Source organism: Bradyrhizobium sp. AZCC 1588 (genome assembly GCF_036924735.1).
Classification (GTDB): Bacteria; Pseudomonadota; Alphaproteobacteria; order Rhizobiales; family Xanthobacteraceae; genus Bradyrhizobium.
Genome location: NZ_JAZHSC010000001.1, coordinates 4,628,251 through 4,650,028 on the forward strand (window position 1 = coordinate 4,628,251; position 21,778 = coordinate 4,650,028).

A 21,778-nucleotide genomic window follows, 5' to 3' on the forward strand; every position below is an offset into this window, starting at 1 on the left:
GTGTTTGTCGCTGCAACGGAGGATCCAACATGCGACGCTTGAGAGGAAGAAACGGTCCCTTGACCAAGGAGAGCTTTCTGACGATGACCAGCGCGGCTGCGCTGATCGCCGCATCCGTGACCATTGCCGCACCTGTTCGTGCGGACGACGCCGTCAATCAAAGGTGGATCGACAGCGAGTTCCAGCCCTCGACGCTGTCGAAGGCCGACCAGTTGAAAGAGCTGCAGTGGTTCGAAAAGGCCGCCGCGCCCTTCAAGGGAATGGAAATCAACGTCGTGTCGGAAACCATCACGACGCACGAATATGAGGCGCGGACGCTGGCGAAAGCCTTCACCGAGATCACCGGGATCAAGGTCAAGCACGACCTGATCCAGGAAGGCGACGTCGTCGAAAAGCTGCAGACCCAGATGCAGTCCGGCAAGAACGTCTATGACGGGTGGATCAACGATTCGGACCTGATCGGCACCCACGTCCGCTACGGCCAGACCGTGATCCTGTCGGACTACATGACCGGCGAGGGCAAGGACGTCACCAACCCGCAACTCGACGTCAACGACTTCATCGGCAAATCCTTCACTACGGGCCCGGACGGCAAGCTCTATCAGTTGCCCGACCAGCAGTTCGCGAACCTCTATTGGTTCCGTTACGACTGGTTCTCCAATCCGGAATACAAGGCCAAGTTCAAGGCCAAGTATGGCTACGAGCTCGGCGTTCCCGTGAACTGGTCGGCCTATGAAGACATCGCCGAGTTCTTCACCAACGACATCAAGGAGATCAACGGCGTCAAGGTCTATGGCCACATGGACTATGGCAAGAAGGATCCCTCGCTCGGCTGGCGTTTCACCGACGCCTGGCTGTCGATGGCCGGCAACGGCGACAAGGGCATCCCGAACGGAAAGCCGGTCGACGAATGGGGCATCCGCATGGAAGGCTGCCGTCCGGTCGGCTCGTCGGTCGAGCGCGGCGGCGACACCAACGGCCCGGCGGCGGTCTATTCGATCACCAAATACCTCGACTGGATGAAGAAGTATGCTCCGCCCCAGGCGCAAGGCATGACCTTCTCCGAAGCAGGCCCGGTGCCGGCGCAGGGCAACATCGCCCAGCAGATCTTCTGGTACACCGCCTTCACCGCCGACATGGTGAAGCCGGGTATTGCGGTCGTGAACGCGGACGGCACGCCGAAGTGGCGCATGGCGCCGTCGCCGCACGGCTCGTACTGGAAAGAAGGCATGAAGCTCGGCTACCAGGACGCCGGCTCCGCGACGCTGCTGAAGTCGACCCCGCCCGATCGCCGCAAGGCGGCCTGGCTCTATCTGCAGTTCATCAACTCCAAGACGGTGAGCCTGAAGAAGAGCCATGTCGGCCTCACGTTCGTGCGTGAATCCGACATCTGGGACAAGTCGTTCACCGAGCGCGCGCCGAAGCTCGGCGGTCTGATCGAGTTCTACCGCTCGCCCGCGCGCGTGCAGTGGACCCCGACCGGCAACAACGTGCCCGACTATCCGAAGCTCGCGCAATTGTGGTGGCAGAACATCGGCGATGCGTCGTCCGGTGCAAAGACGCCGCAAGCTGCGATGGATGCGCTGGCCGCAGCGCAGGACTCGGTGCTCGAGCGTCTCGAGAAAAGTGGCGTGCAGAAAGAGTGTGGGCCGAAGCTGAACAAGAAGGAAACCGCCGAGTTCTGGTTCGCCAAGGCCGAGAAAGACAAGACCATCGCGCCGGCGCGCAAGCTGGCGAACGAGAAGCCGAAGGGCGAGACGGTCGACTACGACGCGCTGATCAAGTCGTGGCCGGCCACGCCGCCGAAGCGGGCGGAGGCGAAGTAAGCTTCGCGCGTTACGAGTGATGCAGACGAAAGGCCGGGAGCAATCCCGGCCTTTTTTCTTACCTCACCCCGCTTGCGGGGAGAGGGGGCGCACTGTGGTGCCTCACTCCGCCGCTTGCGCCGCCGCCAGCGTCGGGTAATCCGTATATCCCTTGGCCCCGCCGCCGTAGAACGTCGCCTTGTCCCACTCGTTCAGCGGCGCGCCCTGCTTCAACCGCTCGACCAGGTCGGGATTTGAGATGAACGGTTTTCCGAACGCGATCAGGTCGGCGGCGTCGGCTTCGAGCACTTTCGTCGCGAGGTCGAAGTCGTAGCCGTTATTGGCGACATAGGCTCCGCTGAAGCGCTTACGCAGGCTTGCGTAATCGAACGGTGCGTTGTCGCGCGGGCCGCCGGTGGCGCCTTCGATGACGTGGATGTAGCTCAACTTCAGCGCGTTGAGCCCATCCGTGATATGATCGAACAGCGGCTGCGGATTAGAGTCGGACATATCGTTGGCCGGCGTTACCGGCGAGATGCGGATGCCGGTTCTTTCGGGGCCTGCGATCGCGGCCACCGCCTGCGACACTTCCAGCATCAGCTTTGCGCGGTTCTCGATTCCTCCGCCGTAAGCATCCGTGCGCTTGTTGGTGCCGTCCTTGGCGAACTGGTCGAGCAGGTAGCCGTTGGCGCCGTGGATCTCGACGCCGTCAAAACCGGCGGCCAGCGCGTTCTCGGTGCCGCGCTTGAAGTCGTCGATGATCCCTGGAATTTCCGACAGCTCCAGCGCGCGCGGTTCGGAGATTTCAGTGAAGGTGCCGCCCACAAAGGTCTTGCCCTTGGCTCGGATCGCCGACGGCGCGACCGGCTTGCCGCCGCCCGGCTGCAGCGTGGTGTGCGAGATGCGGCCGACATGCCAGATCTGGATGAAGATGCGCCCGCCTTTTTCATGCACGCGGTCGGTGACCTTGCGCCAGCCTTCGATCTGCTCCTTCGAATAGATGCCGGGCGTATCCTGATAGCCCTGGCCCTGCTGCGAAACCTGGCTCGCTTCGGTGATGAGCAATCCGGCAGAAGCGCGCTGGCCGTAATAGTCGACCGCCAGCGGGCTCGGCACCATGCCGGGCGGTACCGCGCGGTTGCGGGTCAGCGGCGCCATCACGAGGCGGTTGGGCAGCGCAATCGGGCCAAGCTTGAAGGGCTCGAACAGTTTGGTCTGGCTCATGTCGGAGATGTCCGGATGGATGACGATAAAGAAGAGTTGGGCATTGCGGGCAGTTTCGCAATGCCAGAGCCATTCGGCTTGCGCAGACGAGCTGCGCACGGTGCCGGCCGCCCGGGTGTCGAGCAGCAGCGTTTGCGCGCGTGCGTAGGATAATTGTTTCGAAATCGGCATCGGCGCAGCATAGGCAACCTTTCTACGGGTGCCGGATCACATTGGTTCAGGCTTCCTTCATCATGCTGTGGTGCGCGGCAAATCCCATGCGCCGGTTGTCAAGCTCCGCGACGGGTCCGGTGGAGTCCACCTGCAGCAGCTCGAACGTCAGGCATTCGCAACCGATCGAGCGAAGCACCTGGCTGGCGGCCTTCTGGGCGCTATTGCCAAAGCTCTGGTGATCCATCTGAATTTCCAAGCGGGGTTTTCGGCTGCACACCGCTTTCGCGACCGATTGCAGTCGGATGAAGATCTCGTCCCGGTAGTTCTGGGTGCTTTCGAAAGCGGCCCTGGGATCGACGATTTTCGTCCGGACGACATAGACGAGGTTGACCGCAAAGCGGTCGGCGGACACCGCGCCTTGCGTGAACCGAAACACCTCGGGGCGCAAATCGATCCGCGCCAGTTGGCGGCTGCCGGCGCGGATCCGGTGCCGGCCGGGCATCAGGGCCTTTTCAAAACGCCCGTTCCGGTAGAGCAGCACGGTTTCGAACTGCTGCACGCAGACCCGATCGAAGCCGAGCAGCGCCATGACCCCTTTCCTGAACAGCGCCGAAATCCAGGTCCATGCGCCGGCGATTAAAACGATTACAATCAAAGAAAAAACGATAGAGCCCAGAAGTTCACCCACTTTTATCCTTCCCTGCCGTGTTTTTATCTCGTTGGCGGATACCGCGACATCCGTTCTTCTCTTGGCTCTTCCTGCGTCGAAAATAAGTCATTGCTATCTGAAGTAGAACGATTAAACGAAAAAAGCGCAGCTCTTCCCTGACATTTGGATTTCCGATCGGCGCATCATGACGCCGAATTGTTGGTCTTTTCCCGTCGTCCCTGAATCCTCCGCTGTCATCGCCCGGCTCGACCGGGCGACCCAGTACGCCGCGGCTTATCGGTTCAATCGTTGACGTCTCTGGAATACTGGGTCACCCGCCTTCGCGGGTGACGACAATTGAGTGTGCGTCGGCACTCTCGCGACGCATTGCGCCCGAGGTTTGCTCTCAACTTCCCGCCCTCTCAAATAGAGGGCGCAGGGAAGACCGGGTGCTTGCTGCACCCGCGGTCTCGTGTGCAGGTGCGCATAAAGAACACGCACACGAGCATACAGGTACAGCGGGAGCATCCCGGCCTTCCCTGCGCAATGGCTTTACGGCTTACTTCGTGCTCTTCCCGGAGAACGGCTCTTTTGCCTCCGTCGCCGCGCGAGGACGAACCTTGCGCAACTTAACGCCAGCACCGCGGCGCCAGAACCACACGACTTCGCCGTACGCTTCCCGCGCCTACGTCTTGCGCATTCAGCGTCCATCGCATCTCACCGCACGTTCGTGACGATCGCGAGCGCCCCTCAATGGGTGAGACGGGCGGAGTTATGCGACTGATTTGCCCTGCACGTTAAGCGAAATATTTTTGATTCCGGGAGTTGACGCGATTTCTGAAAATCAGAAGTGATTTGCCCGTCGTGCCAATTGGTCGCAGACCGCAGCACGAAATCGCGCTTGCGCAGCAGGCAAATCAGTCCGCGGCCCGTGGGTGAGCAAAGGCGCGAAGCGCTGTGCCCACCAGCTCACGCCGCGCTCATGATGGTGGGCACGCGATCGCTTTGCCGACCATCCGTCTACTTGCCATTATCACCCGTCTGCCGCTAAGCTCGCTTTGGTTGTAGGCCCTCCAGGTGACGCGTGACTCCAGTTTCTTCAGACGCCATCGACGCGAGCCCGGAGCAGCAGCGCTGGCAGGCCGATCTTCGGCTGCGCGAGCGCGAGCTTGACATCAAGGAGCGTGCCGCGGCGCAGGAAGCCGCGCAGAAGACCCGCGAATTCGAAGCCAAGCTTGCCGATCAGAAATGGGCGCGCTGGACCAACCCGCTGGTTCTGGCGGTTTTCGCCGCCGCGCTCGCCGCGCTCGGGAATGCGTGGTTGGCCTATGTCAACGGCGAGGCGCAACGCGCACTCGAACTCACGCGCAGCCAGGAGCAGATCAAGCTCGAGCGGGAAAAAGCCGAGGGTCAGCTTCGCATCGAAAATTCAAAGGCCGAGGCAGCGCGCATATTGGAGGTCATCAAGACGGCTGATCCGGAAAAAGCGGCCGTCAACCTCGCGTTTCTGCTGGATGCCGGCCTGATTGCCGACGATGCACGCAAAGCGGCGCTCAAGACCTTCCTTGACAACCGTAAGCCGGGCGAGGGGCCGAGCATCCCGCCGACCGGCGCGGCTGCGACGTTCAGTCGTCCAAATTACAATCTCCCGATCCCGCCGGAAAATCCGTCGCAAACCAAAGCGGCGACCAGGCTGCTCGGTCTTGCCGTTGCGGAAATCAATCGCAACGTCGACGAGGAAGCTACCGCCGAGCGTGTCCTGCAATACTGGCGCGCCATACCTTCGATTAACGTGACTAACACACGAATGCCTTGGAGCGGGGCGTTCCTGTCGTGGCTGATCCGGGAAACCGGAAACAACGACAATCTCGCCATGGCGCCGGCCAATATCGCGATCTGGCGGGACGCCCTTGCTAAAAAGCTCACATTCATTCCGAACGAGAAGCAAGCCTTGCCGGGCGATATCGTGATATTCCTGCGCGCTTCTGCGGAGAATTTGGAAGACGTTCGCGCCGGCAAGGTCTTGTCCGTGCCTTCTGGAGCTGGGATCGTCTATTCGTCCAGCCCCGACAAATTCTCCGCGATCGAGGGGAATGTCGGCAATGCCATTCGTCTCCACGAGCACTTGATGACGGAAAAGATCGTTGGCTTCATCAGACTCTCCGATCGCTGACAACGGAGCATAGACCGTAGGATGGGCAAAGGCGCGAAGCGCCGTGCCTGCCAGTTCACGCCGTGCTCATGATGGTGGGCACGGCGGACAGGCCATCGCTTGCGCTTGTCGCAACGACGGGTGCGGTGATTTCGGTTCAAGTGTCAGACAGCGTGGATTGTGCCGCCGCACTCTAGCCATGTCCGGGTACGTCGACGCCATCAGTCGCATACTGCCGGATCTTGTTCCGCATCGTGCGCACCGAAAGTCCGAGCAGGCGGGCGGCGTGGGTGCGGTTGCCGTGGCAGCGCGCCAGCGTCTGCAGCACGAGCTCGCGTTCGATCGCCTCGACCGTCGAGCCGATCAGCATCGGCACGATCTCGTGGGGTGAAAGGGTATGAGAATCCGATAGTGGAATCTCGGGCACGGGGACACAGTCCAGGCCGAGGTAAACGTCATCATACTCACGGGGCATCTACACCTCCCGATCGACGCTTGCTCCGAAACGCGGAGCAGAAACATCAGGAATCACACCCCCTGCCGCAGGGAAGCGTGGGCGCGAATGGTTAATGCAAGGTTAATGAGCACGGAAAAGTTTCTACGTCGATCAGCTACACCTAGAGGTATATTTTGAAAGGCAGGCAGATAATCGCGTGAGCCGCCGCGTCGCATCTGGCGCGTTCCCTCGCGATCCGCACTGCGACTTGTCCGCCGAAGCTTTAGCGAGAGCGGGAGCAATCCATGCCTCAACGCGGCGGATTGCGCTTCGCTAATCCGCCCTTCTGTAACGGGCCTCGATCAGTCAATCCCTTTTTGCGTTGTCCGTTCGCCGGGGTCTCGCTTCTGTACGGGGTCGGCGCAAGGCCGCCACCTGATGGGGTTGGAAGAGGATAGGCCGACCAATCTACGGACGCGTGGTCGTGATGCCACTGGCGGATTAGCGGTCTGACCTGATCCATCGTCCCGGCGATGGGACTTCGCTTCGAGAAGGCCTGGTGTCGTGACCTGCCCGAAAACTGTTTTGCGTTCTCCTGTCAGATTGCCGCAGCGGCGGCGTTGAAGGGGGTTCCGTCGGCGAGCATGCGATGCATGATCACCGCGAGCCTGCGCGCCAGTGCCACCTTGGCCTTGCTCATGCCGGCGCGCCTGGCGATCCGCATCGCCCAGCTCTTCAAGAGCGAACAGCCTTTGATCGGCTTGGTCAACATGAGGTGGGCGGCCTCATAGAGCGCCGTGCGCACCGAGCCGTCGCCGATCTTGCTGATCCGGCCGGTGTAGTCGGTCTCGCCGGATTGATGCCTCTTCGGGGTCAGCCCGAAGTGCGCTCCCACCCGCTTCGACGACGTGAACCGTCCCGGATCGTCGATGGCGCTGGCATAGGTGAGTGCGATGATCGGGCCAACCGCCGGGACCGACGTCAGCAGCCGTGCCTGCATGTCGGATCGTACCATCTTGCGGGTCTGCTTCTCGAAAGCCGTGAACTCCTTCCGCAGTGCCTCGCGCACCGACAACAGTGCATCGGCGATTTTTTGAAGATGCGGGTGGGCTGTAACGAGTTTATTGATCCGTCCTGCAAACTCCCGCTCCGTCGTATTGCCAACCTTAAGGCCAAAACCGCGCAGGATCCCGCGCAGGCTGTTCTCGACATCGCGAAGCTTCGATTGCACCAGCTTGCGGGCCGTCAATATTGCCCGCGTCTCTTGCGCGCTCATCGATTTGCAATGCACCGGCCGGAACCAGCCCAGCCGCATCAACTGCGCAATCCCGCGCGCATCGTTGCGATCGGACTTCACCGGCATGGCCTCGAACGCCTTGCGTACGTGCCGTGTCTCCAGCAGCTCCACGGCAAGTCCGGCCGCCTTCATCCTCGCAAACAGCCATTGCGACAGCGGTCCGGCCTCCAGCCCGATCCGCTCAAGGCCGAAGCCGAGCGAACGGAACCAGGCGATTAACGCCTCCGGCTCGCTGGCCACCTTGGCCTCGCGCAAAATTTTGCCGGTTGCCTCAACCACGCACACGCTCGAGCATTCCAATGAAACGTCGATTCCGGCATAATGGTCCATGGTCGTCTCTCCTCGATGTTTGGAGCGAGGCTCATCCTTCGACTCCGTCACACCATCCATGTGAGGGACGACCGCCCACCTTCCAAGCGAGCCGCGCGAAGCGCGCCTACCAAAAGCGCCGTAGCAAGCGCGGCTCGCTTGGAAGGTGGGACCAGGGGCCCGTTACCCCATCTACGACCCTACGCGGACTGCTCGCGCCATATCCTTTGCATATATTCCATCAGTGCAGTGGCCTGTCAAAAGATCGAGCGTGAATGGCGCCCAAATGTCTCCGACCGGAGTCCATGCTTCGCCCGTGAGCTCGGTTTCATGTAGTTTGACGTTGCGGAAGCTATCCCACGAAATCCGTGGGCTTATCCATCCGGAATTGTCTGACCGCACGGCGGCGAAATCGACCAGTCCCTGGAATACTACCAGGCCGAGTTGTTGCAGGGGAAATACGGCCGCGATGTCGTCCCATGCTAAGCAATCTTGCATAGCGCGCGATTCGGGATCGATGACACAGGTGTGACCGTCTGCGACAACAATCACATCCGCTCCATTAGGATGACCAAGCACAGCCGTGCAGTTCGTCATCCCTCCAAGGAAGTTGCCGACCCACGGATCGGACTTTTCTGGATAAAAGCGTACCACGAGCCCTTCACGAAACTCGTGCTCGCCGCGTCCGGTGAACGACACGGCCCGCGGCCCGTACGGCGGTAGCCCAGGTAAGATTTCAAACCGCAACGCCGGCACCCAATTCATCTGAAGTTAGTAAAATGGCGGATCACGCTCCGCTAATCCGCTCTAAGGGTTAACGCCACCCGCTACCGCGCCGGCTCCTTGGTCCGTTGTTCGGCTGCCACCGCTTCTGCAGGCTTGCTTGAGCGAACCATCAGAAACGTCCCGGAGTCCGCCGTCCCCGGCACCTTCCATCGCCCGTCGATCTCCGTCGCCTCGGCGTTGACGACGCCCTCATAGGACACGGCGCCATAGCCGTGGCCGGGCGGGTCGTAACGCTTGATGAACGAGACGGCGCTGCCGGATCGATGGCCCGCAATCGAGGCGTTATGGGTGCTGATCGGGCAACCGGGCACCGTGCAGGGTTCGGTCACGTTTCCTGCGAGCGCGCCGCCGGAATCGATGAGCGTCGCAAGAAACGTGACCATGCCAACGTGTCGCTGAACGAAGGTGCCGTCCCAGACACCGGTCAGGCTATCGGTCATTGCGGTTTACGTGAGTGGGTAGCGCTCACAACACCCGATTACTCTCCTTCACCTTCTCCGCATCCAGATAGAGGTCGCTTCCCATCTCCTTGAACTTGGCGCTCATCGCCGCCATCCCCTCCTTCGCCAAGGCTTCCGCCTTCGCCGAGGCTTCGGCGTCGGCGGACAAGTCGGAGGGCAGGCCATCCTCGATCGTCCCGCTCACCGACATCCCCACGCTCGCCGGATCGTTCAGCGTCGCTGCATAGTCCCGCACGTCCTGCGTGATCTTCATCGAGCAGAATTTCGGGCCGCACATCGAGCAGAAGTGGGCGACCTTGTGGGCTTCCTTCGGCAGCGTCTCGTCGTGGAAGCTTTTTGCCGTGTCCGGATCGAGGCCGAGGTTGAACTGGTCGGTCCAGCGGAAGTCGAAACGGGCGCGGGAGAGCGCGTCGTCGCGGAGCTGGGCGGCCGGGTGGCCCTTGGCCAAGTCAGAGGCGTGGGCGGCGATCTTGTAGGTGATGACGCCGGTCTTGACGTCGTTGCGATCCGGGAGACCGAGATGCTCCTTCGGCGTGACGTAGCAGAGCATGGCGCAGCCGAACCAGCCGATCATGGCGGCACCGATGCCTGAAGTGATGTGGTCGTAGCCCGGCGCGATGTCGGTGGTCAGCGGGCCCAAGGTGTAGAACGGCGCTTCGCCGCACTCTTTAAGCTGCTTATCCATGTTGATCTTGATCTTGTGCATCGGCACGTGGCCGGGGCCCTCGATCATCACCTGGCAGCCCTTGTCCCACGCGATTTTTGTCAATTCGCCGAGCGTTTCGAGCTCCGCGAATTGCGCGCGGTCGTTGGCATCCGCGATCGAGCCGGGACGCAGGCCATCGCCGAGCGAGAACGAGACGTCATACTTGCGCATGAGGTCGCAGATCTCGTCGAAGTGCGTGTAAAGGAAGCTTTCCTTGTGATGCGCCAGGCACCACTTCGCCATGATCGAGCCGCCGCGCGACACGATGCCGGTGACGCGGTTGGCGGTGAGGTGGATGTAGGGCAGGCGGACGCCGGCGTGGATCGTAAAATAGTCGACGCCCTGTTCGCACTGCTCGATCAGCGTGTCCTTGTAAAGCTCCCAGGTCAGCTTGACGGGATCGCCTTCGCACTTCTCCAGCGCCTGATAGATCGGCACAGTGCCGATCGGCACCGGCGAGTTGCGCAAGATCCATTCCCGCGTCGTGTGGATGTTACGCCCCGTGGAGAGGTCCATCACGGTGTCGGCGCCCCAGCGGATCGCCCACACCATCTTATCGACTTCCTCTTCCACCGACGAAGTGACGGCGGAGTTGCCGATATTGGCGTTGATCTTGGTCAGGAAGTTGCGGCCGATAATCATCGGCTCAAGTTCGGCATGGTTGATGTTGGATGGGATAATGGCCCGGCCGCGCGCGATCTCGGAGCGAACGAACTCCGGCGTGATGAAGGCGGGCACCGACGCGCCAAAACTTTCGCCGTCGGCAAGCGCTGCTTCCGCGCGCTCGAGCTGCTTTCTGCGGCCGAGGTTTTCGCGCTCGGCGACATAGATCATCTCCTTGGTGATGATGCCGGCGCGAGCGAATTCGAGCTGCGTGATCTTGTGGCCGTCGAGGCCGCGGATCGGCTTGTGGTGCGCGGTGAAGGCCTTTGCGGCGTGCGAGGCGCCGACATTGCCGTTGTCTTCCGGCTTGATCTCGCGGCCCTGATATTCCTCGACGCCGCCGCGCTCTTTCACCCAAGTGAGGCGATTGCGGGGGAGACCGGCGTTGACGTCGATGGTCACGGACGGATCAGTGTAGGGGCCGGAGGTGTCGTAGACCGGGAGGTTCGGTTCACCCGCGGCTTCGGAGAGGATGATCTCGCGCAAGGGCACGCGCAGGTCGGGCGCGGCGTCCGGCGTAGAAAAGATTTTTCGCGACGAGGGCAGGGGCCCGGTGGTGACGGCGGGGAGCGTGGTGTTGGGGTTGGAGCGAATGTTCATGGAATCCTCCGTTTTATGGGCGTCGTTCCGGACAGACCGCGTAGCGGACCGATCCGGAACCTCGACGTTGTTGAGCGAGATTCCGGATTCGCGCTGGCGCGCGCTCCGGAATGACGCCGGTGGAAAATTTGTCCGTCATTGCGAGGAGCCAACGGGTCGGCGCAAAGCGCCGCCCGATGACAGGCTCCGCGACGAAGCAATCCATTGCCACCGAATATGCGGACCAATGGATTGCTTCGCTTCGCTCGCAATGACGGGGAAGAGGTGTGCATCACGCAGCCTCCGCGTTCTCGCCCAGCCATTGCCGCACCCTTGCATCCGGATCGGCGTTCTGGGTGACGTCGCTGACGACGGCGATGGAGTCGGCACCGGCGGCGTAGATTTCGGCCGATTGTTCGAACTTGATGCCGCCGATCGCAACCAGCGGGATGTTGCCGATGCGCTTTTTCCATTCGGTGATCTTTGGAATGCCCTGCGGCGCAAAACGCATCGATTTCAGCGTGGTCGGGAAGATCGGACCGAGCGCGACGTAGTCCGGTTTGGCGGCAAGCGCGGTCGCCAACTCCTCGTCGTCATGGGTGGAGATGCCGAGCGTCAGCCCTGCTTTGCGGATTTCGTTGAGGTCAGCGTCGACCAGATCTTCCTGGCCGAGATGCAGGTGCTTTGCGCCGGCGACGATTGCCGCGCGCCAGTAGTCGTTGACCACGAGTTTGGCGTCGGTGCCCTTGATGACCTCCAGCGCGTCGGTCACGATCTGCAGCGCCCCGGCGTCGTCGAGATTCTTGGCGCGCAACTGGATGGTGCCGGCGCCGAGCAGCGCCAGCCGCGCCACCCAGGCGACGCTGTCAACGACGGGGTAAAATCGATCAGGATACGCGTGGCGATCAGGATACGGCATGCCAGAACGGTGTCCCGATCACAGGGGTGGAGGGCGAGGCGAAGTCGCGGGCTTCCATCAGGCCGGCTTCATAGGCGGTGCGGCCGGCTTCGACGCCTGATCGAAACGCCTTCGCCATCGCGACGGGATCGGCAGCTTTTGCCACCGCGGTGTTGAGCAGCACGGCGTCGTAGCCGAGCTCGAGGGCGTGGGCAGCATGCGACGGAGCGCCGATGCCGGCATCGACCACCAGCGTCACGTCAGGCAGGCGCTCGCGCATCAGTTTTAGCGCATCGCGGTTGGTAATCCCCTTCGCGCTGCCGATCGGTGCGGCCCAGGGCATCACGACCTTGCACCCCGTTTCGACCAGCCGCATCGCCACCGAAAGATCCTCGGTGCAATAGGGGAACACCTCAAAGCCGTCCTTGATCAGGATTCCGGCGGCTTCGACCAGGCCGACCACGTCGGGCTGCAGCGTGTCGTTGTCGGCGATCACTTCGAGCTTGATCCAGGGCGTACCGAACAATTCGCGCGCGAGCTTTGCGGTGGTCACCGCCTCGCGCACGCTGCGGCAGCCGGCGGTGTTCGGCAGCACGGTGACATCGAGCTCGCGGATCAGCGACCAGAACGCATCCCCGGTCTTGCCGCCGGCGGCCTCGCGCCGCAGCGACACCGTGACGATGTTGGCGCCGGAGGCGCGGATCGCCTCCTGCATGATCGCCGGCGAGGGATAGAGCGCCGTGCCGATCAGCAGGCGGGAGGAGAAGGTTTTGCCGTAGAAGTTCAGCATGGCGTCAGTGTCCGTTCCACAACTCGTCATCGCGCCCACCACTCGTCGTCCCCGCGAAGGCGGGGATCCAGTACGCCGGGAAGCCTGCGATCGAACCGAGAAGCCGCGGCGTACTGGGTCGCCCGGTCAAGCCGGGCGATGACAGCGAAGTGCGAGGCGTGCACATACCCATCATCACCCTCCCTGCCGTGGCGTGATGATCTCGATCTCGTCGCCGGCTTTCAGTGCGGTCTCCGCCCAGCGGCTTTTCGGCAGCACGTCGTAATTCACGGCGATCGCGAAATGCGTGCCCTCGTATTCGAGCTCGGAGAGCAGCGCGTCGACGCGCTCCGAAGCGATCTCGCGCTGTTCGCCGTTGATGGTCACACGCATCGCATCACCTCATTGTCGATCTGGCCGCGCTGCACATAGTTCAGCGTCAGCTCGGCCAGCGCCGGCGCCACCAGAAAACCGTGGCGGTAAAGGCCGTTGACTGCGATCTTGTTCTTGCGAACCGTGATCCGCGGCAGGTTGTCGGGGAAGGCGGGACGCAAGCCCGAACCGAATTCGACGATGCGCGCTTCGGCAAAGGCCGGATGCACGGCATAGGCGGCGCCGAGCAGCTCCAGAGCCGAGCGCACGCTGACGCCGGTGTCCTCGGCCTCGATCGAGGTCGCGCCCAGCATGAATTTGCTGTCGCCGCGCGGGATCACGTAGAGCGGCCAGCGCGGATGGATCAGCCGCACCGGGCGCGACAGCTCGACTTCGCTCGTCTCGATGATGATCATCTCGCCCTTGACGCCGCGCAATTCCGGCTGCTCGTCGCGCGCGGAGAGCCCGCGGCAGTCGATCACGATGCCGTCGAGATCTTCCGCACTGATATCGCAATCGAACTTGATCGTGCCGCCGGCGGCTTCGATTCGCGCATGCAGCTCGGGCAGCACTTTGCGCGGCTCGACATGGCCCTCCTCGGCATAGAACAGGCCGTCGCGAAAACGGCCGTCCAGCGAGGGTTCTAGCTGGCCGACGCCGCTTGCATCGAGCCTGGCATGGCCGGTGGTGAGCTTGGCAAAACGCTCGAAATCGGCGCGGTCGCGCGGATGTGCCACCACCAGCGATCCGTTGAACGGGGTGTTGGGAAAGAGCTCGCGCCACAAATCGAGCGAGCGGAAGCCGAGCCGGCCGATCACGGGCTCGGACGTCTCGGCCTCGCAATGAGGCGCCAGCATGCCGCCGGCCCAGTGGCTGGTGGAGAGCGTCATATCGGCGTCACTGCGCTCGTACAGAGTGACGGCGTGGCCGGCCTGTGCGAACAACAGCGCTTGCCAAGCGCCGGCAATGCCCGCGCCGATGATGGAGACGGGGGAGTCCCCCCGCAGATCTGACTTCTGGTACATCCCTGTCCCTTCGCCGGCATGACCCGGATCAGGTTCAAAGGGTCACCGCGGTCCCAGGCTGACTGCCCAAGCTTGCGGTATCTCAGCTCCTCGTCGGAGCACCCCTCGGAACAGGGCTAATGTAGGCGGTTGGGCGGAGGTGTCAACGCGGCTTTACAGGAACTTGCAATGCTGCCGTGCCCCGGACGCAGCGCAGCGCGTCAGCGGTGCGCTGCAGAGCCCGGGGTCCACGGTTGGCATTGGGTCCCGGTTCTGCGGAGCAGCGCACCGGACGATGCTTCGCATCGCCGGGACAGCGCTGCACCGCGCCCGGGACACGGGATTTAGCTATTTGGATTTAGCTATTTTGCCGCCTGCAGCGCGTTCGCGTCAGCCGGCGTTCCGACCGGCGCGGCGACGATTTTCGGCGTCGCACCGCTCGCCAGCACGGGCGCGATCTGCAGCGGCTTTTGCTGCCGCTGGCGCTTTGCGGCGTAATAATAGCCGCTCGCATAATAGCGTACGGCGCGGCTGTGATCGCCGCCCGCGGCGCGATAGGCGCCGGCGAGATATTTGATGCCCCAGGCGAGATTGGTGTCGGGATCGCGCAGGCCCGCGGCGTCGCCGGTGTAGCCGAGGCCGCGCGCGGTCGGCAGCTTGATCTGCATCAACCCGATGGTGCCGCCGCGTCCGACCAGGTTCGCATGATACTTGCTCTCGCGCACGATCACCCGATGCACCAGCGCTTCCGGCACGTTGTTGGCAGCGGCGTGGGCTGCGACCATGCTTTGATATTGCGCGCGACTCTGCGCCATTGCCGAAGGCGAAAGCAGCAGCACGGCCGCGGCGGCGAGCCAGGCGAATTTCGGAAAACTTTTCATAAAAATGATCTCGGCGGGTGGGCACGTGAGAGAGTGGCGCTTTCGATTAGTTCCACCGACGGGCCAAGATGTGGCAGAAAACGGACGACATCGCGGCGAGATGTCTGCGGCCGATGCACGCCTTAACGAACACGTCCAGCGTGACGCATACGTTGTGCGTGCGATGCATCGCACCTGTTGACGCGAATCTGCGTCATGCGGACGCGCAAGGAATGTCGTGCAAAAGACGCAGTCAAGGTGTAAAGAAGACGCCGCGACAAACCAATTCATTCCGACAGCAAACCTGTCTCATTCAATGACATTCTAAAAAGCGAGACGTCATTTGGACGTCCGAAGTCCAGGGAGATGCGCCATGTCTCGACTCGACTCCAGCTATCTGCCTCGCGGAAATCCTTGCGCCCAGTGCGGCAAGCCGATCCCGAGACCGGATTGGGTGGAGAGCAGTCCGGGCCGCACATCCTTCCTCTGGTTCTGCCGCGCCTGCGACTATCGCTTCGAGGCGATCGCAATCTACGAGGAGGCCGACCCCGACGCGCTCGCGGCCTGACGCGCACGGGCTTCATTCGACGCTGCAGCATCATTGCCGGCGCCGTCGCCATATTGCGTGCGGCGGAGCGGCCACGTCGGCGCATTTCGTAAATTCCGAATAGGGCAGGCTGGTTGCCACAGGGCGGAACCAGCCGGGCGCTGCCACGTTGATTCCTTCATCCACATGTGGAGGGTCCGATGGCAAGCGATGTCATGGCCAAGCCGCATCAGTTGATCGCGAGCGACCGCGTCGAGGGGACCGCGGTGCGCCGGCCGAACGGCGACATGATCGGCCACATCGAACGGCTGATGATCGACAAGGTCACTGGTAAAGTATCTTATGCAATCCTGAGTTTCGGAGGGTTTTTGGGCATCGGAGCCAATCTGCTGCCGTTGCCTTGGGGACGGCTTCGCTACAACACGAAGTTCGAAGCCTATGAACTCGACATCGACGATGAAGAGTTGAGGCGCGCGCCGTCATTCCGTGCGGACAAGGATTTCGACTGGGGCGATCGCGCAAAGGAAGCCGAGCTGCATCGCTACTACCGCATGCCGCCTTACTGGGGCGCCTTGTGATGCCGTGTCGCACGGCCTGTTTCATGCGAAAACGCGTGGAACACTTGTTGAAGTGCCGGGTTTTCCTCAGAGCGTTTCTGAACTGAGGAGAACGGATATGTTAACGAAAACTGCCGTTGCCGGCCTCGCGGCGTCCGCGTTGCTGGCGAGTGTAGCGTTTGCGCAGCAAAGTCCTTCGGCAACGACTGACAGCGCCAAGACCGCCGCGCCTGCGGCTGCAACCGATACCTCGTCGTTCAAGGGTACGTGGCGGGCTTCGAAGCTGGTCGGCCTGAACGTGTACAACGATAGCAACGAAAGCCTCGGCTCGATCAATGATCTCCTGACCGACAAGAGCGGCGATATCAAAGGAGCCGTGATCGGTGTCGGCGGCTTCCTCGGCGTCGGCGAGCATCTGGTTGCGGTGCCCATCGACAAGGTGAAGTTCGTTGATGAGCCGGTTGCCTACACCGGCACCGCGGGCGCGCCCGCTTCAGGTGGCGCACGGACAGGCGCAGGCGGAGGCACGGGCACGACGGGTGCTGCGACGACGCCTGCCGCGCCGAAGAAGAATCCGTGGTATCCGGATCACGCCGTGTTCAGCGCGACGAAGGATCAGCTCAAGGCGATGCCGGAGTTCAAGTACTCGACAGAATGAGGCCGCGGTCTTAAACACCAGACTCCCTCAAAATGGCCGGACGGCATCACGCCGTCCGGCCATTTGATTTTGAAAATGCCCGTTCGCGCAATGGTGCAGCGCATCCTATCTGTGCGTATTTCTCGATGATAGGTTGTATCGCGGCAGGAGCATCTGCCTCCTGTCTTGCATGATCCTGCGTCAACGGGAGGACGACATGGCGGACAGCGTCTACAAGGTCATCGAGCTGATCGGCACCAGCAGCGAATCCTGGGAGAAGGCCGCCGCTGGCGCGGTCAGCCGCGCCGGAGAAACCCTGCGGGATCTTCGTGTTGCCGAAGTGGTCCAGCTTGACTTGCAGCTTGACGCCCAAGGCAAGGTCGAAGCCTACCGCGCCAAGCTGAAAGTCTCATTCAAGTTCGAGGGCTCGTAGCGACTATTTTGCAGAGTGGGCACAGGCGCGATTGCGCCGTGCCCACCACCGTTTGGATGGCCGAGACGAGCCCGGACGTTGCTACATCGTAATTGCATCGCGTGGCCGGTGAGAAGTTTCCCTTGTCGACGGCGCAACGCTTCTTCGCGTCGTGACGAGCTTGGAGAGAGATACCACTCGTTTCATGGATGGGCCGGCGTCGCCAACAAGGTCTTGCCTGGCCCACGGGGGCGCCCCAGAACTGTCTGTCCACCATATTGATGGGTGCGCGACAGCTGTCTCACTAGGGCGGAATCGGACTATCTTGTGCTCGACAGGCTGAATACTTGGCGATAAATCTACAGGGTTAGCTTTTCCTATGTTCGCGTTTAAATAGTAGTGAGTATTTTGCTTGGTAGTGGGGTAGGCGAGCTGGACGTTCCGAGCGCGGCCTCAATCGTCCAGGGCTTAACGAGATTCTCGGCCTGCCTATCTATGTTCGAAGCGGGGAGATTCTGATGATCATACGTTTTTTGATGGCTTCAGCTTTATTGGGAATGTTGAGTGCGCACGCGATTGGCGCCGAGAGCTGCGATCTGTCGGCTGCCACCCTGGCAAAGGCTGCTAATGGCACGTTGCTGGCCGAAGACGATGCCGGAGAATGGCAGGTTTTCCAGGGCTTTCAGGGACTTTCGAGACCGACCGCAATGACTTTCGCGTATGTCGTGAAAGAGGATGTTGCGACGAGAACCGGCGTCATCGTCGTCAAGACCGCACGTTGGGTGCCCGCCCGAAGTGCTTCAAGGTCAACCGCCGTGAAACTGGTGCGGGACAGCTCATTTCCGGATCGGCAATGTTCCAGTCCTTTTTTTGGAACCAAAAGCGTAAGTACCCGCGCTTATGAGGACTATCACGGCAAGGGGTTTCTTGAATCCAGGGCGCTGGATTCGACGGCACAGGGCGAGCCGACAGACACTAACCGGCAAGTCCTCGAGCGATTTCATTCGAAGTATCCGACTGCACGAGGTTGCCGCTCCAGTGACAGCACGACCTACGATGGATTCGAGTACCGCAATAACCGGTCTCAGTTTTCATATGACACGTCCGTCGTGGATAATGGCTGGAGCTATGCGACTACCAACCTCGTCCTTAGTTTGATACCCGCTGCGTTGGCAGCTCCTTCCCGGCTGCAGCAGCAACGCACGGAGATTTTCCACTACAAAGTGATGCCGACTCAACCCACATGCATCATGTTCGACCTCAATTCGGCTACCGCCGATCAAGTACTTCGGATCAATGACGTTGAAGACAGAAACTCAATTTTCCGGACTGGAGAAAAGAGATGGCAGCCACCTGAGGTCAAATGAACGATAACGGGCCTCGGTTGGACTCGAAAACCGGGATCAGGCGAGCCGCCCGCAAAGGGGGCGCGTCCGCCGGATGGCTCGCGGTGATCGCTGCTGGATGCGTGCTCTTCCTGTTGGCTCGCGCCACCCGCTGGACGGAAGGGGTGACCATTGATGATTGGTTCACTCTGCTGCTAGGCGCGCTGCCATTCGCCTGCTTCTATTTTTTCGGTTCAATCGCATCGCGTGGCACGCTGTTCGCCTTCCTGTCGTTAGCGTGGATTTTAACCCTGACGGTATTCCTGTTCGTACGACTCACACCGCTCGTGTATGCGGTGGATTCGTATCTACATCTGGTTACAGAACCCCCCGATTATCGCCGTCTCGTCGTCTCGTTCTGCTTTTCCTTCCTGGGCACGTGCCTGGCTGCCGCCTTCTACAATTCCCGCTTGAGGTCGATGGGTATCTCCGCGCTGGTCGATTTGATTGCCGTATGGACGTTCAATGCCATGTACGTGTGGATATTCATCTATCGTCTGCCTCCCGACTTGAACTTCAGGTAGGCGACGGAGTTCGGACGGCGACCGGTTGAGTTGGGACCGGCAATTTCATGTGCGTAAAGACCGTGTCGAGCAGTGGCTTCCCATCGAGCTTGAAGTGATCGATCATCTCGGAAGCACATGCGTAGCCCAACTCGCGATACGCTTCGAATTGTGCTGCATCGAAGAATTGGTCCGCCGTTGGCTGATTGGGAAAGGCGGCATTGGAAGCACGATAGCCCCTCACCGTGAATCCCAATCCCGCAATCATGCTGGCCTTGATGTAGACCAGCGCTCCGGACTTGCCTTTCGGATATTCGACAGCGCAATAAAAAAATGGCTGCTGTGCAAACTTCGCCCCTAGCGGATAACCATCACGTTCTTTCACGTGGAAAATGTCTGCGGCGTCCCCGATCTTGATTTCTGTATCGAAATCTTCGCGGACGCGCTGGCAGACGGAGACCAATGCCGTCATGGCGGTAGAGGGGTCCTCTTCCGCATCAATGATAATCATCAAATCCGCTTGTCTACGAACAAGTTCATAGATGCCGAGGTTGTCGAAATGCCCGCCGTCGGAAAGTTCGATGAATCGGCTGGTACGTCGATATCCAAACCGGAATATTCCGTGGGTAAGAGCGGGTCTGAAGTGATTGGGGCGTCCAGGCTTGCCGCTGGGCGAGCCAATCCAGATGCCGAGACGCACGTTCAGGATCATCATCAGGGCGGAAATGATACGATCCCGCGTGATCCCCGATCCGATATAGGCAGCGTTAGCATTCGCTGCGGCTCCCGAGCCGGCCATCGCCGATGCCAAGGTCAGTGGTCCGTGCTTTTCTATGTGTTTGGATGTCTCAATCCATCCGGTTGCCGACGACCCGACCAGCAAGGGGCTGAGCAAGAAATTGTCGCCGCCGCGCACCTGCAGCTTGGTGATTGGGTCGTTGACGAGGATGACATTGGTGTTGATCAGCGGATACGGCCATCCCGATCGTGATCCCTCCTTGGCTGCGACGGGCCAGATCTCCGTCAGCGTCGTTCCCTCCGCTGCCGTGAACTGCGACGGTTTGCCGAGTTCGTCGTAGGAGGGCATGAAGGCTTCCATCAATCTGTCCCGGTAGAAGCGATGCATGCCGAGATGATTAAGATTTGTGTACCATCCAAACAGCCCGGCAAAGACGATCGAGCCGCTGACAACGACAACTGCTTGTTCGCGCCAGCTCGACAACTCAGGGAAGGCGCGGGAAATGATAGGGGCTTCCGCGACTAGAAAATCGGCTACCAGATATGCCGTGATCGCAAGGCCATAGATAAAAATGGCGGCTACTATGGCGGCTACCCACCGTCCTGTGAAGTTGTCGGCAGCTCGTTGTGCTTGCACCAAATGGCCGTAGAGGGCCGAGACGATGCCACCCGCTGCGGTAAGGACGCCTGCTGCAGTGGCTGTCTTCTTGTACTCAATTCCCGCGTCAATCAGAAGATTTGACACGAGTGGGATTGATCCGATGACTGCGGCCGCGAAAGCGAATACCAATGCATCTCCGGCGCGGCTGTCGAAGGCCCTCCGCAGCACGTAGTTCAGGCCTACCGGCAGTTTACCGAGCAACTGGGGCACGAGGATAGCGATCGTCCAAACCGAGAAAGGGCCGGCCACACAGATGGCCAGTCCAGCGAAAGTCTTTTCCATAGACTGCGTATACCCCTCAGGCAGTTTGCCATACTGCAGTCCAAAAACCGCCAGCGCCAAAAGGGCAACGCCTATGATTGTGCAATACACTGCCCTGCTCAATCTCGCGCTGTTGCTGTCGTTGGTCTCCGGAGGAATTAGTATTGAGGTCCAGGCCAGCAGCACGGCAAAGACGGCCAGCAAGGCCACGATCAGGAAAGCGAGTACGAAGAACGCAGTGAATGACGGCGGATACGCGGTTGACCCAAGAAAGTCATTCCACAGTATCCGATATTTGCCATCAACAAACAATTTGGGGATCAGCAACACAAGCAGCGCAAGCACGAACAACGGAAACCAGACGATCATGTTGAGGAGTATGGTCCGGAGCACCACGGCAATGCCCGACCAGAGCGTTATTCCATCTCCCGGTGTGAGATAACTGCCGTGGCCGCGCAGAAACTGTAAGTGTGGGTTCTTGCTGCGCAACTGCACGCCGTACGGGAATTTGTCGCCGGCATCTGAATTGGAATCGCGATACCACCACCATTGTAGCGATGCGCCTGTGTAACCGCCGCCGGAAACAGTCGAAAGATAATCAATCTGCCTGAGCAGGCCGGCGCCAGCCAATCTTTGGAGTGCGCCAAGGCAAAAGGTTGCCGCCCTGACCCCTCCTCCGGAACAGCCGATGCCGGTCCAGGCTTCTATTTTCTTACCCCGGGATCGTCTCAGGTTTTCGCGCTCGATCTCGAGCGCCTCTTCCTCCTTCAGGGTATTGGGAGGGACCTCAATCTTTTCGGGCACCGGTGAAGAGGTCGTGCGCCGGTTTGGAGCGTTCTGGTCTCCGCATTCTGTTGTCGATGACATTGGAAATTCCGGAAATAAATGTGGCCGCGCGAGACGTGCCTCTATGGAAACAAAGAAACTAGACGATTCTAGATTGTACTAATGCTT

Annotated in this window: 21 protein-coding genes and 1 riboswitch; of the genes, 8 read left to right on the forward strand and 13 right to left on the reverse strand. The window is 60.8% G+C overall.

What is annotated here, in order from left to right; genetic code table 11:
- Positions 1-83: 83 nt before the first annotated feature.
- Positions 84-1,826, forward strand: a complete 1,743-nt coding sequence (locus tag V1277_RS21780) for an ABC transporter substrate-binding protein (RefSeq protein WP_334376907.1) — start codon at positions 84-86, stop codon at positions 1,824-1,826.
- Between the two features lie 102 nt (positions 1,827-1,928).
- Here V1277_RS21780 and V1277_RS21785 read toward each other — a convergent pair whose 3' ends face one another.
- Positions 1,929-3,029 (reverse strand): alkene reductase, encoded by a 1,101-nt coding sequence (locus V1277_RS21785; RefSeq protein WP_334420426.1) that lies wholly within the window; start codon positions 3,027-3,029, stop codon positions 1,929-1,931.
- A 217-nt stretch (positions 3,030-3,246) separates the two neighbouring features.
- A complete protein-coding gene (locus tag V1277_RS21790; protein ID WP_334418046.1) occupies positions 3,247-3,771 on the reverse strand; it encodes an SPFH domain-containing protein in 525 nt (174 codons plus the stop codon).
- Between the two features lie 1,144 nt (positions 3,772-4,915).
- On the opposite strand from V1277_RS21790, the gene V1277_RS21795 reads away from it, so the two are divergent.
- Positions 4,916-6,004 carry a DUF2272 domain-containing protein gene (locus tag V1277_RS21795; RefSeq protein ID WP_334418047.1) on the forward strand — a complete coding sequence of 363 codons (1,089 nt, stop codon included), beginning with the start codon at positions 4,916-4,918 and terminating at the stop codon, positions 6,002-6,004.
- A gap of 172 nt (positions 6,005-6,176) precedes the next feature.
- On the opposite strand, the gene V1277_RS21800 is transcribed toward V1277_RS21795, so the two are convergent.
- From V1277_RS21800 to V1277_RS21845, 10 genes are all read right to left on the reverse strand, one after another.
- Entirely contained in the window at positions 6,177-6,458 is a 282-nt protein-coding gene (locus V1277_RS21800) for a helix-turn-helix domain-containing protein (RefSeq protein ID WP_334418048.1), read from the reverse strand.
- A 559-nt stretch (positions 6,459-7,017) separates the two neighbouring features.
- A complete protein-coding gene (locus V1277_RS21805; RefSeq protein WP_334418049.1) occupies positions 7,018-8,046 on the reverse strand; it encodes an IS110 family transposase in 1,029 nt (342 codons plus the stop codon).
- A gap of 171 nt (positions 8,047-8,217) precedes the next feature.
- Positions 8,218-8,724, reverse strand: coding sequence for a hypothetical protein (locus V1277_RS21810; RefSeq protein WP_334418050.1), 507 nt, complete (start codon positions 8,722-8,724; stop codon positions 8,218-8,220).
- Between the two features lie 128 nt (positions 8,725-8,852).
- Complete coding sequence (locus V1277_RS21815; protein ID WP_334418051.1) at positions 8,853-9,251, reverse strand: hypothetical protein; 399 nt, start codon at positions 9,249-9,251, stop codon at positions 8,853-8,855.
- Between the two features lie 25 nt (positions 9,252-9,276).
- The gene (gene thiC, locus V1277_RS21820) at positions 9,277-11,241 is read right to left on the reverse strand and encodes a phosphomethylpyrimidine synthase ThiC (protein ID WP_334418052.1); all 1,965 of its coding nucleotides are present in this window, start codon (positions 11,239-11,241) and stop codon (positions 9,277-9,279) included.
- 271 nt (positions 11,242-11,512) lie between these two features.
- On the reverse strand, positions 11,513-12,139 hold the full coding sequence (locus V1277_RS21825) for a thiamine phosphate synthase (protein WP_334418053.1): 627 nt from the start codon (positions 12,137-12,139) through the stop codon (positions 11,513-11,515).
- Complete coding sequence (locus tag V1277_RS21830; protein ID WP_028349565.1) at positions 12,126-12,908, reverse strand: thiazole synthase; 783 nt, start codon at positions 12,906-12,908, stop codon at positions 12,126-12,128. Before V1277_RS21830 ends, V1277_RS21825 begins: the two co-directional genes overlap by 14 nt.
- A 174-nt stretch (positions 12,909-13,082) precedes the next feature.
- Positions 13,083-13,280, reverse strand: coding sequence for a sulfur carrier protein ThiS (gene thiS, locus V1277_RS21835; protein WP_028349567.1), 198 nt, complete (start codon positions 13,278-13,280; stop codon positions 13,083-13,085).
- Positions 13,271-14,284 (reverse strand): FAD-dependent oxidoreductase, encoded by a 1,014-nt coding sequence (locus V1277_RS21840; protein ID WP_334418054.1) that lies wholly within the window; start codon positions 14,282-14,284, stop codon positions 13,271-13,273. Before V1277_RS21840 ends, thiS begins: the two co-directional genes overlap by 10 nt.
- A riboswitch (TPP riboswitch) is annotated at positions 14,272-14,400 on the reverse strand. It overlaps the preceding gene by 13 nt.
- Before the next feature lie 225 nt (positions 14,401-14,625).
- Complete coding sequence (locus V1277_RS21845; protein WP_442894508.1) at positions 14,626-15,144, reverse strand: transglycosylase SLT domain-containing protein; 519 nt, start codon at positions 15,142-15,144, stop codon at positions 14,626-14,628.
- Positions 15,145-15,496: 352 nt separating this feature from the next.
- Between V1277_RS21845 and V1277_RS21850 the strand changes: the two genes are divergently transcribed.
- The 6 genes from V1277_RS21850 (at position 15,497) to V1277_RS21875 (ending at position 19,185) form a co-directional block, all read left to right on the forward strand.
- Positions 15,497-15,691, forward strand: a complete 195-nt coding sequence (locus tag V1277_RS21850; protein WP_334369957.1) for a hypothetical protein — start codon at positions 15,497-15,499, stop codon at positions 15,689-15,691.
- Positions 15,692-15,870: 179 nt separating this feature from the next.
- Positions 15,871-16,248: a PRC-barrel domain-containing protein gene (locus tag V1277_RS21855; RefSeq protein WP_334369956.1), complete on the forward strand. Its 378-nt coding sequence runs from the start codon at positions 15,871-15,873 to the stop codon at positions 16,246-16,248.
- A gap of 97 nt (positions 16,249-16,345) precedes the next feature.
- Positions 16,346-16,885 carry a PRC-barrel domain-containing protein gene (locus V1277_RS21860; RefSeq protein ID WP_334418055.1) on the forward strand — a complete coding sequence of 180 codons (540 nt, stop codon included), beginning with the start codon at positions 16,346-16,348 and terminating at the stop codon, positions 16,883-16,885.
- Positions 16,886-17,081: 196 nt separating this feature from the next.
- A complete protein-coding gene (locus V1277_RS21865) occupies positions 17,082-17,297 on the forward strand; it encodes a dodecin family protein (protein WP_057847045.1) in 216 nt (71 codons plus the stop codon).
- Between the two features lie 497 nt (positions 17,298-17,794).
- Positions 17,795-18,643 (forward strand): hypothetical protein, encoded by an 849-nt coding sequence (locus tag V1277_RS21870; protein ID WP_334418056.1) that lies wholly within the window; start codon positions 17,795-17,797, stop codon positions 18,641-18,643.
- The gene (locus V1277_RS21875; RefSeq protein ID WP_334418057.1) at positions 18,640-19,185 is read left to right on the forward strand and encodes a hypothetical protein; all 546 of its coding nucleotides are present in this window, start codon (positions 18,640-18,642) and stop codon (positions 19,183-19,185) included. The genes V1277_RS21870 and V1277_RS21875 overlap by 4 nt, the downstream gene beginning before the upstream one ends.
- On the opposite strand, the gene V1277_RS21880 is transcribed toward V1277_RS21875, so the two are convergent.
- Positions 19,178-21,691, reverse strand: a complete 2,514-nt coding sequence (locus V1277_RS21880; protein ID WP_334418058.1) for a hypothetical protein — start codon at positions 21,689-21,691, stop codon at positions 19,178-19,180. The genes V1277_RS21875 and V1277_RS21880 overlap by 8 nt on opposite strands.
- Positions 21,692-21,778: the final 87 nt, after the last annotated feature.

Bases quoted from the DNA above. Each gene is read 5' to 3' on its own strand.
- V1277_RS21780 (WP_334376907.1), top strand. From the start codon at position 84: ATGACCAGCGCGGCTGCGCTGATCGCCGCATCCGTGACCATTGCCGCA.
- V1277_RS21785 (WP_334420426.1), bottom strand. From the start codon at position 3,029: ATGAGCCAGACCAAACTGTTCGAGCCCTTCAAGCTTGGCCCGATTGCG.
- V1277_RS21790 (WP_334418046.1), bottom strand. From the start codon at position 3,771: ATGGCGCTGCTCGGCTTCGATCGGGTCTGCGTGCAGCAGTTCGAAACC.
- V1277_RS21800 (WP_334418048.1), bottom strand. From the start codon at position 6,458: ATGCCCCGTGAGTATGATGACGTTTACCTCGGCCTGGACTGTGTCCCC.
- V1277_RS21805 (WP_334418049.1), bottom strand. From the start codon at position 8,046: ATGGACCATTATGCCGGAATCGACGTTTCATTGGAATGCTCGAGCGTG.
- V1277_RS21815 (WP_334418051.1), bottom strand. From the start codon at position 9,251: ATGACCGATAGCCTGACCGGTGTCTGGGACGGCACCTTCGTTCAGCGA.
- thiC (WP_334418052.1), bottom strand. From the start codon at position 11,241: ATGAACATTCGCTCCAACCCCAACACCACGCTCCCCGCCGTCACCACC.
- V1277_RS21825 (WP_334418053.1), bottom strand. From the start codon at position 12,139: ATGCCGTATCCTGATCGCCACGCGTATCCTGATCGATTTTACCCCGTC.
- V1277_RS21830 (WP_028349565.1), bottom strand. From the start codon at position 12,908: ATGCTGAACTTCTACGGCAAAACCTTCTCCTCCCGCCTGCTGATCGGC.
- thiS (WP_028349567.1), bottom strand. From the start codon at position 13,280: ATGCGTGTGACCATCAACGGCGAACAGCGCGAGATCGCTTCGGAGCGC.
- V1277_RS21840 (WP_334418054.1), bottom strand. From the start codon at position 14,284: ATGTACCAGAAGTCAGATCTGCGGGGGGACTCCCCCGTCTCCATCATC.
- V1277_RS21845 (WP_442894508.1), bottom strand. From the start codon at position 15,144: ATGAAAAGTTTTCCGAAATTCGCCTGGCTCGCCGCCGCGGCCGTGCTG.
- V1277_RS21850 (WP_334369957.1), top strand. From the start codon at position 15,497: ATGTCTCGACTCGACTCCAGCTATCTGCCTCGCGGAAATCCTTGCGCC.
- V1277_RS21855 (WP_334369956.1), top strand. From the start codon at position 15,871: ATGGCAAGCGATGTCATGGCCAAGCCGCATCAGTTGATCGCGAGCGAC.
- V1277_RS21860 (WP_334418055.1), top strand. From the start codon at position 16,346: ATGTTAACGAAAACTGCCGTTGCCGGCCTCGCGGCGTCCGCGTTGCTG.
- V1277_RS21865 (WP_057847045.1), top strand. From the start codon at position 17,082: ATGGCGGACAGCGTCTACAAGGTCATCGAGCTGATCGGCACCAGCAGC.
- V1277_RS21870 (WP_334418056.1), top strand. From the start codon at position 17,795: ATGATCATACGTTTTTTGATGGCTTCAGCTTTATTGGGAATGTTGAGT.
- V1277_RS21875 (WP_334418057.1), top strand. From the start codon at position 18,640: ATGAACGATAACGGGCCTCGGTTGGACTCGAAAACCGGGATCAGGCGA.
- V1277_RS21880 (WP_334418058.1), bottom strand. From the start codon at position 21,691: ATGTCATCGACAACAGAATGCGGAGACCAGAACGCTCCAAACCGGCGC.